At 71.7% G+C, this 7,146-nt stretch carries 10 protein-coding genes; all 10 read right to left on the bottom strand.

Annotated elements, in window-relative coordinates; translation table 11 throughout:
- Positions 1-588, bottom strand: a 588-nt coding sequence (locus C1I95_RS30505) for an HK97 family phage prohead protease (protein WP_199523984.1), incomplete at its 3' end; no start/stop codon positions are given.
- On the bottom strand, positions 585-728 hold the full coding sequence (locus tag C1I95_RS35465; RefSeq protein ID WP_158566501.1) for a hypothetical protein: 144 nt from the start codon (positions 726-728) through the stop codon (positions 585-587). The genes C1I95_RS35465 and C1I95_RS30505, both read right to left, overlap by 4 nt.
- Positions 725-2,023 (bottom strand): phage portal protein, encoded by a 1,299-nt coding sequence (locus C1I95_RS30510; RefSeq protein WP_158566502.1) that lies wholly within the window; start codon positions 2,021-2,023, stop codon positions 725-727. The genes C1I95_RS35465 and C1I95_RS30510 overlap by 4 nt, the downstream gene beginning before the upstream one ends.
- Positions 2,024-2,025: 2 nt before the next feature.
- Positions 2,026-2,307: a hypothetical protein gene (locus C1I95_RS35470; protein WP_158566503.1), complete on the bottom strand. Its 282-nt coding sequence runs from the start codon at positions 2,305-2,307 to the stop codon at positions 2,026-2,028.
- A gap of 14 nt (positions 2,308-2,321) precedes the next feature.
- Entirely contained in the window at positions 2,322-4,139 is a 1,818-nt protein-coding gene (locus C1I95_RS30515) for a terminase large subunit (protein WP_158566504.1), read from the bottom strand.
- Positions 4,108-4,596, bottom strand: a complete 489-nt coding sequence (locus C1I95_RS30520; protein WP_158566505.1) for a phage terminase small subunit P27 family — start codon at positions 4,594-4,596, stop codon at positions 4,108-4,110. Before C1I95_RS30520 ends, C1I95_RS30515 begins: the two co-directional genes overlap by 32 nt.
- Before the next feature lie 96 nt (positions 4,597-4,692).
- Entirely contained in the window at positions 4,693-5,352 is a 660-nt protein-coding gene (locus tag C1I95_RS34975) for a hypothetical protein (protein WP_146605903.1), read from the bottom strand.
- On the bottom strand, positions 5,349-5,507 hold the full coding sequence (locus C1I95_RS36000) for a hypothetical protein (RefSeq protein ID WP_199523985.1): 159 nt from the start codon (positions 5,505-5,507) through the stop codon (positions 5,349-5,351). The genes C1I95_RS34975 and C1I95_RS36000 overlap by 4 nt, the downstream gene beginning before the upstream one ends.
- A 363-nt stretch (positions 5,508-5,870) precedes the next feature.
- Positions 5,871-6,173, bottom strand: a complete 303-nt coding sequence (locus tag C1I95_RS30535; RefSeq protein ID WP_111219108.1) for a hypothetical protein — start codon at positions 6,171-6,173, stop codon at positions 5,871-5,873.
- Complete coding sequence (locus tag C1I95_RS30540) at positions 6,170-7,060, bottom strand: hypothetical protein (RefSeq protein ID WP_111219110.1); 891 nt, start codon at positions 7,058-7,060, stop codon at positions 6,170-6,172. Before C1I95_RS30540 ends, C1I95_RS30535 begins: the two co-directional genes overlap by 4 nt.
- Positions 7,061-7,146 lie beyond the last annotated feature (86 nt).

A 7,146-nucleotide genomic window follows, 5' to 3' on the forward strand; every position in this document is an offset into this window, starting at 1 on the left:
GGGCTGGCCGGCGCGGTCGAGCAGCTGCCGCAGCGCGGCGATCGACTCGCCGTCGAGGCGGTCCAGCAGGCCGCGCAGGGAGTGCAGCAGTTCGTCGTCGACGTCCGGGCCGCCGGCGCGGCCGGACTCGACGACGGCGTTGGCGTCCATCGGCAGGGGCGTGCTGGACAGCTCGTACAGCTCCCACTTCTCGGCCACGCCGCCGCGCCAGTAGTCCTGGGTCTTCGGGTCCTCCCACTCGATGACCGAGAACCCGATGCTGACGGCGTTGAGGAAGCCGTCGCGGTACTTGCGCTCCACCGTGGCCGCGAAGTCGTCGGCGCGGTCGAAGCGGATGTCGAACATCAGCCGCTTCGCGTCGTCGACCTCGGTGCGCTCCGACCGGCCGATGGGCAGGCTGTCCCGACCCCAGTAGCGGTGCCCGTACCCGAAGATCGGGTTGGCGCGGTACCGGTCGAGCTGCGCGCCGGACATCTTGAGGGCGATCCCGTCGCCCTTCTCGCCCTCGGTAGCGCCGATGAACCGCAGCAGGTCGCCGTCGTCGGACGTCTCGCGGACCATGAGCGCGCGGGTGTAGCCGAGCTTCACCGGTTCACCTCCGATCGGGCCTGGCGGTCGCGGGGCGCGCCGGGCTGCTGCCGGTCCACCGGCGGGCGGGCCTGCCCGCGGCGGCCGTCGTCGTCGATGTCCTGGTCGTGGTCGCGCCGGCGGCGCGGGTCGTCGTTCATGCGTGCTCCGTCTGGTTGCAGGTGCAGCCCGGGTGCACCGGGCAGGCCCGGCCCGGCTGCGGCGGATCGCCCGGCGCCGGCGCCGGCTGCATGTTCAGCGGCACCAGGTACGTTTCGCCCTTGCCGTCGGGCAGCGGGTTCTCGTTCTCCTTCTCGCGGATGTCGTCGCCGGACAGCCAGCCCCAGTTACGGCCGACCGCGTACGCGTCGTACCGGCTCTTGAGGTCGCCGCGGGTGATGGCGTCGACGATGTGCTCGGCGAAGAACCTCGGCCGCTCCCGCGAGGTGAGCAGCCGCAGGTTGACGTACTGCTCCCAGGTGGTCAGCCACCCGAGCAGCGTGTCCTGCAGGTACTCCAGCGACTGCCACTCGATATTGGAGAACGTGGCCCGTTCCAGATCACCGATCTTGTGCGGGGGTAGCCGCAGCCACCGGCACATCTCGTTGACCTGGAGCTTGCGGGTCTCCAGGAACTGGGCGTCCTCCGGTGGGATGCCGATGTCCTGCCATTCCAGGCCCTCCTCGAGGATGGCCACCCGCTGCGCGCGGTCGAGGCCGCGGTGCAGGTTCTCCCAGTCGGCCTGGAGCCGCTTGTGGCCCTCCTCGGACATCTTCTTGGCCGTCTTGAGGACACCGCCCGGGCGAGCGCCGTTGTGGAAGAACTGGCTGCCGTACTGCTCGGTGGCCATGCCCAGGCCGATCGACCGGCGGGCCAGCTGCACCACGCTGTAGCCGCGGATCCCGTCGTAGCCGAGCCCACCGATCGGCAGCACCTCGTCCGGCCACAACCTCGTGTAGATGCCGTTGACATCGTCGATGTACCGGTAGGTGAGCGACATCTTGCCCGGGCCGAGCCGCTTGACCTCCGGGGTGATCCGGTCCGGGCGGATCGGCCACACCTCGGTCACCTCACCACGGCCGTTACGCAGCACGTGCGCGTACCCGGTGCCCCAGGTCAGCGCGTGGCCCTGCACCGTGCCTTTGAGCGCCATCGGCGCCATAAGGTCGTTCGGCTGGTCGTGCAGCACCCGGTACACGCGGTGTTCCCGGGCCTTGCGCTTGCCCTTGTCGAGGCGCTCGTACAGCGGCAGCGGCAGCTTCCCGACGTCGGTGGCGATCGCGTTCACGCCGGCGAAGAACGGGCTGTAGTGCAGCGCGGTGTCCTCCGACACCCACGTGCCCCCCGCCGACCCGCCGCCGGTGAACCAGTCCTCCACCCACTTCTCCGGGGTGGCCAGCCCCGACGACGCGCCGACGCTCGCCCGCTGCGACAGCACCGAGCGCAGGAAGCCCACGGTCAGGCCCCGGCCTGCCGGCGATCCGCGCCGCCGGCGGTGGCCGGCTTGGCCATCGCGCCGAGGATCCCGACGACCAGGACCAGCACCCCGACCACGGTCAGCGCCACACCGACCGACCACCACTGCCACAGGCCTGCGCCGAGCAGCAGCAGCCCCGCCAGCACCACCACGTCGACCTGGTCGAAGCGCGCGGACATCCGCGCGCCCGCCGACCGGGCCGCAGTGGCCACCAGCCCACCCGGCTCGGCCGGGGTCTGCCCGGTCGCAGTTTCTTCGGACATCGATCGGTCTCCTCTCAGCCGACGGTGGACAGGCCCCGGTAATCCAGGTACTCGTCCTCGCCCTGGCGCATCTGCCCGTCGATCGCGAAGAACAGGGCGGGCATGCCGTCGATACGGACGTGCTGGGTCTTGCGGTCCGGCTTCACCGGCCGGACCCGGTCCGGGTCGTCGGCCGGGCTCTTGCCCTTCAGGTGCTCGGCCATCCACCGCGCCACCGGGTTACCGCCGTGGCGGTACTCCCGCGCGTGCAGCGCCCGGGAGAACTCCGTCATCGGGCCGGTCATGCGGTCGTACGTCGTGCCCGACTCGTAGCACTCCAGCCCGGTCCGCTCGGTGATCTCCTGCCGGACCGGCTCACCCGACCACTTGTCGTACGTGACGTCGACGATCGCGAACTGCTCGTGGTCTTCCTCGATCGCCTCGTAGATCGACTGGTAGTCGATGACGTTGCCGTCGGTGACGGTGATCCACTCCGCGTCACACCAGCGCTGGAACGCCCCGTCGGTTGCCTCGGCCAGGCCCGGCACCACGGCCTCCGGCACCCAGAACCGCCACCGGATCGACCCGTCGTCGAACAGCAGCGCCCAGGCGGTGAGGTCGAGCTTGCTGGACAGGTCCAGACCGGCCCAGCAGCGGCGGCCGGCCAGCTGCCCGTCGCGCCACGTCGGATTCGCCGCCAGCTCGCCGGCGTTGAGGTCCCACAGGTCCAGCGGGATAAACCGGTAGGCCTGCTGCACCCGCTGGTTGAGCTGGAACTGCCGGAACGCCTTCTCCTTCGCCGCGTTCGCCTTGGCGGCCAGGGCGTGCCGCCGTAGGGCCTCGCGGCTCTTGAACTGGTCCAGGGCCGGGTTGGCCCACTTCCAGTTCCGCTCGTCGTACGGATCCGTCGACACCGGCAGGTGCGGGTGGCCCTTGAAGATGCGGTGCAGCCGCGCCAACTCCTGCTCGGTCGCCGGCGCCTTCCGGATGAACGTGAACACGTGCGGCGCGCGGCGCGGGTCCTCCTGGACCTTCTCCGCCTCGTCGATCAGCGACGCCCCGAAGCTGTTCGGCTCGTCGGTCTCGGTGCTGGTCGCGAACAGGAGCTCCTGCTCCCGGGCACCGTCGGCGGTGTCCATCGCCTCCCACAGCGACCCGTCCGGCTGCGACAACACCTCGTCGAGGTTGAAGCCGTGCGGGTTGTGCCCGAGCTCGCCCTTCGCGTCGGCGGTGATGACCTCGTAGATCGACCCGGACTTCTCGTCGACCAGGCGCCGCTCGTTCTTGTAGTACCGCAGCCGGCGGGCGAGCACCGGCGACAGCTGCACCATCCGCAAGGCCGGACCGAACACCTTCTCCGCCTGCTTGGTGTCCTTCGCCGCGTTGTACACCTCGGCTGCCTCTTCGTCGTCGCCGACGAACAGCAGCAGCTGGATCGCCGCGGCGATCTCCGACTTGCCGTTCTTGCGGCCGACGATGATGAACGCCCGCCGGTACCGGCGCACGTAACGCTGCCACTCGACCGACCAGAGCACCTCGCCGAACAGCGGCCGGATGATCTCGTGCTCCTGCCACGTGCGCAGCACGAACGGCTTACGCCGGTAGGGGCCCTTGATGTGCCGCAGCAGTTCCGCCGGGAACGCCACCGCGCGGTCGGCGCGCGGCTCGCAGTAGTGCGCCCCCCGCTTCGCGCAGGTCTTGTCGCGGAACGTGTAGCCGCAGGTCGGGCCCTTGCGGTCGCGCGGCCGCCACCGCTTGTCGTGGTCCGGGATCGGGTCGTCAGCCGGACCCGGCCTGGTCCGCGACCGCGGCCGCGGCGCGCTAGCCGGTGAGGAGGTCCTCGTGCGGGTCACGGCGCCCATCCCCGCCGGTCAGCTGCGCCCGGTCCGACGGCGTCAGCCCGAACCGCGCCGCCCAGCTCTGCAGCTGCCGGTCGGCCTGGCCGAGCACGACGGTCCAGGGGTTGCGGCTGATCCGGAACCCGGTCGGCTTGCCGTTCTTGTCGAACACCGGCGCCTGGATGACCTCGCCCTCCTCCTCGAGGGCCTTCGCCGCCTTCCGCCGGCGGGCGGCGGCATCGCAGGTCACCGCGAACGCCTCCACGTCCCACGCCGTCAGCACGCCCTTGCGGATCAGGTCCGGGGCGTACTCCTCCCAGAACTCCACCGCCTCCGGAGTCAGCCACTGCGGCGGCTCCAGCTCCTCCACTGACGGCGACGGCACCGGCTCCTCGGTGTTGACCCGATCAGCCCGGGTTCCTTTGACCAGCTTCAATGCCGTCGGCGCCGGGTGCGGTCCGCGTTTGCCCACTGTGGACACCCCCTCTCCGGATACGGCAAGTGTCAAAACTCGTCAGCGTGAAAGGAAGCCTAGGGCGGCGGTCTCCCCGCCGTGACCAGCAGAGATTTAACCCGCCCCTCCCCCCGGGGCATCGCCACACGTCGAACTGTCCAGTGGCAGGTAGAGGCTCTCGAAGGCCACCGTCGGGGAGTAGACGGCCATCGCGGACACGTCTGATTCGAGCAGGTTGTTTTGGCCCCACTGCACCAACTTGTTCTGGCCCCACCTGCGGAACTCCAACTTCTCTTGGCCCCACACGGGCATCGATGCGTCGAGACGCCTTGTCGGACGTCCGCCGGTTGGAGGCACGCGACCGCCCCGGCCAGATCGCACTGCCGCGCCGCTGCCGCTCCTCGGCGCGTAAACGCGCCTGCGGTGCGGGTCGGCTTGCCACCGAGCAACCGGGCGCGGCTCCGGCGGGTCGAGCCGGCCGGATGGCCACCTCTCGGACGCGCGGGGAAGTGGGGCCAAAGGAAGTTGCCAACAGATGCGCATCGATCCCACTGGTCCCAGAAAAAGTTGGAACGGTGGGGCCAGAACAAGTTCGTACGAACACACGTCGGCGAGGACCACGCATCGCACCCCGGGCAGCTCTGCCTCCAGCGCCTGCCGCAGCTCGTCGGCCCGCGCTGCGGTCAGCGAGGCGCTGGCCATGCCGACCACCAGCGTGTCGCCCTCCTGCACCACCAGGCCCCAGGCCGGGATCATCTGCTGCTGCTCGGTCACCGCCGCCTCCTCTTGTTCCAGCCGCCCGGCTGACGCCCTGCCTTGTCCACCCGGTCGCACGGCTCACACAGCCCGCGTCCGTGCGCGGGGTCGTTGGGGTTCATCGCCCGGGCCACCAACTGCTTGCGGTCCAGCGGCCAGTGGTCGGCCACCACGCTCGACCGCACCTCACACAGGACGCAGACCGGATCCCTGGCCAGGACCCCGGTGCGGAAGACGTCGCGGTGCTCGCGGCCGTAACCGCGCTCGGTCGAGCTACCCCGACGCTGGTCCGACGCTCGACCCGTCCGGGCCCGACAGCCGGTGCACTTGCCGCCCCGCGGGCCGGGGGTGCCTCGGCAGCCCGTCGTGGTGCACCGCCGTGGTGCCCGGGTCGGCATGTCTACGCCGATGGCCCCGCGCCGGTACGACGCGGGGCCATCGGTCCCGGAGCCGATCCCGGGCGACTGGCACGGTAGACAGTGGCGCTGGACAGACTCCTGGCGCTGCGCACATGGTGATATGCCGCCGCGATCTTGTCAAACATCCGTTCGAGTCACCCCTCCACGTGTCCCCTCCGACGTCCGGACCTCGGCCTCCAGCAACTGCTCACCGACGTACCCGTACACCCCGCCCCGCCGCACCGGGGGGTCGACGTGGGGGAAGCCGTCCGGGTGCGACCGGCAGCGCGGGCAGTCCTGCGGGCCGGCGCCGGCGACGTGGCCGGCGCGGCGGGACCGCAGCACCCACTGGTTGATCAGCTTCCGCTCGACGCGCAGCTGCGCCACGGCGTACGCGGTCGTCCACCACTGCACGCCGTCGACCACCACCACGCCGCTCACGCCGCGCCAGTCCGCCGGTCGGACCAGCCGCCGTGACCGGCGACGGTGCTGCGGACGGTGGGCCGGGGCCGGCCCTGCTCGTCGAGGCGCCGGGCGATCGCCACAGCGGTGGCCAGCCCGCCCGGGCCCTCCATCTCCCACCGGCTCCACACGTGCGGCAGGCCGGGCCGGCGGTCGCGCTTGAGGCAGCCGCAGCCGGCACCGACGCACAGGCAGGTCCGGCGGACGCACCGCACCGTCCAGCGCCGCTTGTCGTGGCCGTCGTGGTGCAGTTGCAGGGACCGGTGGCGGCAGGCCGGGCAGCGGTGCTCGATCGGCCGGACCGGCTCGGCCACCACGCCGGCCGCCGACCGGGCGACCTCGTCCGCCGCCGCGAGGGCCCGGGCGATCTCGGTCAGCAGGTACGCGTCGCGGTTGTCGTGCAGCTCGTCGACCACGCCGGCCCGCCACGCGTCGCCGGCGGCGTCGACCACCCACGGCCGGCCGGGCCCGCCGACGGTCAGCCAGTCCAGCACGTCCGAGATCGCCCCGCCGCCGACATAGGACGAGTCGCGGTACGCGGCGACGCTCCGGGCCAGCCGGGTCAGGATCCGGTGCACGACGGCCTGGGCGTCGACGACGTCCAGACGCGCGGCCGCCGGCGACGGAGCCAGGGCGCCCATGCCGCGGCTCAGGTTCCACTCCCGGTACGCCCGGTCGCTGCGCCCGCGTGCCTCGAGGACCTCGGCCTGCTCCTCGTCGACCGGGCGGCCGGGGCGTCGCTCGCGGCCGGGGACGGTCAGCAGCCACAGCCAGGCGCACGACTCGCGGAGCCGCTCGACGGCATCGCGGACGTCGACCACCCGTGGGGACGGCTGGCCGGTCGCCGTGGTGGGCGGGGTGTTCATCGGTCCTCCGGGTCAGGCTGGGGTGGGTGTCCTGCGTGGTGCTCTGGCAGTGGTCGGTGCTGGCGTAGGTACGGGGATCCGTGGAG

It is taken from the genome of Micromonospora craterilacus, from assembly GCF_003236315.1.
Taxonomy (GTDB): Bacteria; Actinomycetota; Actinomycetes; order Mycobacteriales; family Micromonosporaceae; genus Micromonospora; species Micromonospora craterilacus.